The organism is Synechococcus sp. H55.2 (assembly GCF_047462495.1).
Taxonomy (GTDB): domain Bacteria; phylum Cyanobacteriota; class Cyanobacteriia; order Thermostichales; family Thermostichaceae; genus Thermostichus.
Genome location: NZ_JANSJH010000078.1, coordinates 1 through 2,163, shown reverse-complemented (window position 1 = coordinate 2,163; position 2,163 = coordinate 1). Strand labels below are relative to the sequence as shown.

General features: G+C 64.1%; 2 protein-coding genes. One reads left to right on the top strand and one right to left on the bottom strand.

The annotated features are described in order from the left end of the window. Nucleotides 1-1,043, top strand: a 1,043-nt coding sequence (locus NW844_RS09630; RefSeq protein ID WP_414335174.1) for an EAL domain-containing protein, incomplete at its 5' end; no start/stop codon positions are given. Here the strand turns inward: NW844_RS09630 and NW844_RS09625 are convergent. Next, on the bottom strand, nucleotides 994-2,163 hold a 1,170-nt coding region (locus NW844_RS09625; RefSeq protein WP_414335172.1), incomplete at its 5' end, for an MFS transporter. The two genes, NW844_RS09630 and NW844_RS09625, sit on opposite strands and share 50 nt — an antisense overlap.

Here is a 2,163-nt window from a genome sequence, read left to right as displayed (position 1 = left end):
CCGCCTTTCTGCAAGAGCCAGGGCGCTTGTTTCTCTGGCTGCCCACTCCTCATACCCACCAGAAGCTCTGGCGGGCTCTGGAGGCCAAGACAGAGGTTCCCGTGCAAGTTTTAGAAGACCTTGGCCTAGTTGTTGCCATTGCCCAGGGAGCCCTTAAGAAGACCCTGGAGACAATGGCTGATATTCTCTCGCAAGAAGAGATACGGGCCAGCCGCGCCCTGTTTTTGGCCGGAGATAGGGATCCCTGCTGGCAAGATTGCGCCCGGGTGGAGTCGCTGCTGCAGTTGTTCCACCGCACCCAAGCTGGGCTTTTGTTGGAAGTGTTGAAGGAAGACCGTCTCACCACCTACTTTCAGCCCATTGTCCGGGCGCAGGATCCCACTTGTGTGGTGGGCCACGAGGCGCTGGTGCGGGGGTTGGACAAAGAGGGCAAGGTGATTGGGCCGGGCTTGCTCTTTGCCATGGCCCGCGAGGCCGGGCTGCTCTACCACTTGGACTTGGCCGCCCGCCGCACGGCCATTGCCGCGGCCACCCAGCACCGCTTACAAGGGGATCTCTTCATCAACTTCAGCCCTACGGCTATCTACGACCCGGCCTTTTGCCTGCGCTCCACCGTCTGGGCCATCAGCCGCGCCGGGATCCCGCCCCAGCGGGTGGTGTTTGAGGTCAACGAATCCGACCGCAGCCCCGATTTGAACCACTTGCAGCGGATTTTGCGCTTCTATCGGCAGGCGGGCTTTCGGGTGGCGCTGGATGACCTGGGCGCCGGCTACGGATCCCTGAACCTGTTGCACCAGGTGCAGCCGGATCTCATCAAGCTGGATAGGGAGCTCATTCGCGGCGTCGATCGGGATCCCTATAAGGCGGTGATTGCCGAGAAACTGCTGGAGCTGGCTCAAAAGCTGGGGATCACTACCCTGGCGGAAGGGATCGAAACGGCAGGAGAGCTGCAGTGGGTGCGCGACCGCGGCGTAGATCTGGTGCAGGGCTTTTTCATCGCCCGGCCCCAGCCTGTCCCCTTAGGATTAAGACCCAGAGGATAGCTGCCCCCGCGGCTTGAGCGGCTACCGAGAAGATGACCAAAGCGGGGAGAAAGAGATCGTAGAGCACCCCCATCAGGGCGCTGCCCAAAAACCAGGCCAGGCCGTAGATGCTGGTAAACAGCCCAAAGGCAAAGCCCCTCGCCTGGGCGGCCACCATGCCGGCTACTGCTGCCTTCATGACCGATTCCTGGGCGCCCAGGCCAATCCCCCAGAGCAGCATGCCCACCACCGTCAGCCCGTAGCTGCCGGAAAAGGCCAGCGGCGCAAAACCGGCAGACAGGACCACCGCCCCCAACAGGCTCCCCAGCCCCAGGCGGTCAAATAGCCAGCCCCAGCCCAGGGCGGCTAGGGCATCCACCCCCATGGCCAGGGCGTAGAGCAAGGGGATCCCAATGGCTCCTTCGCTTCCGTGCTGCTGCTGCAGGTGCAGGGCAATGAGGGAAAAGTCGGCAAACCCCATGGCCACACAGGCCGCTGCTGTGAGATAGAGCCAAAAGACCCTGGAAAAGCCTTTTGCTGGAGCGGTTTCCGGCTCCGGCTCAAAGTCGCGCGGGGTGGGATACAGCCATTGGGCCAGCCCCAGCACCCCCAGCCCCAGGGCCGCCGGGATCCCCAAGGCCAAGAATGCGCCTTGGAACCCGTAGCCGGCGGCAACCATTCCTGCCACCAGCAGCGGCCCTCCCACCGCCCCAATTTGATCCAAGGTCTCGTGCAGGCCAAACCCAATGCCCTGGCCCACCTGCAGCGCCGCATGGGAGAGCAACAGGTCCCGTGGCGGGGTGCGGATCCCTTTGCCCAGGCGCTCGGCCAGCAAAAGCAAAGCAGCCCCAGGCCAACTGCTCACCCAGGCCAGAGCGGGGATCACCGCCGTGTTGAGGACATAGCCCAGGGTGGTGAGCTGCCACTGCCCTCGACTGCGGTGCACGGGATCCCTACTGAGCCGGTCGCTCCAGTAGCCCACGCCCAGGCGCAGCCCATAGGCCAGCAGCTCCCCCCCGCCGGCCACCAGGCCCACCACCGTGCCGCTGGCCCCCAGGGATCCCAAAAAAGCTCCGGAGATGCTGCGGGCCCCCTCGTAGGTGGCGTCGGCGCAGAGGCTGACGATCCCCAGCAAAACAAT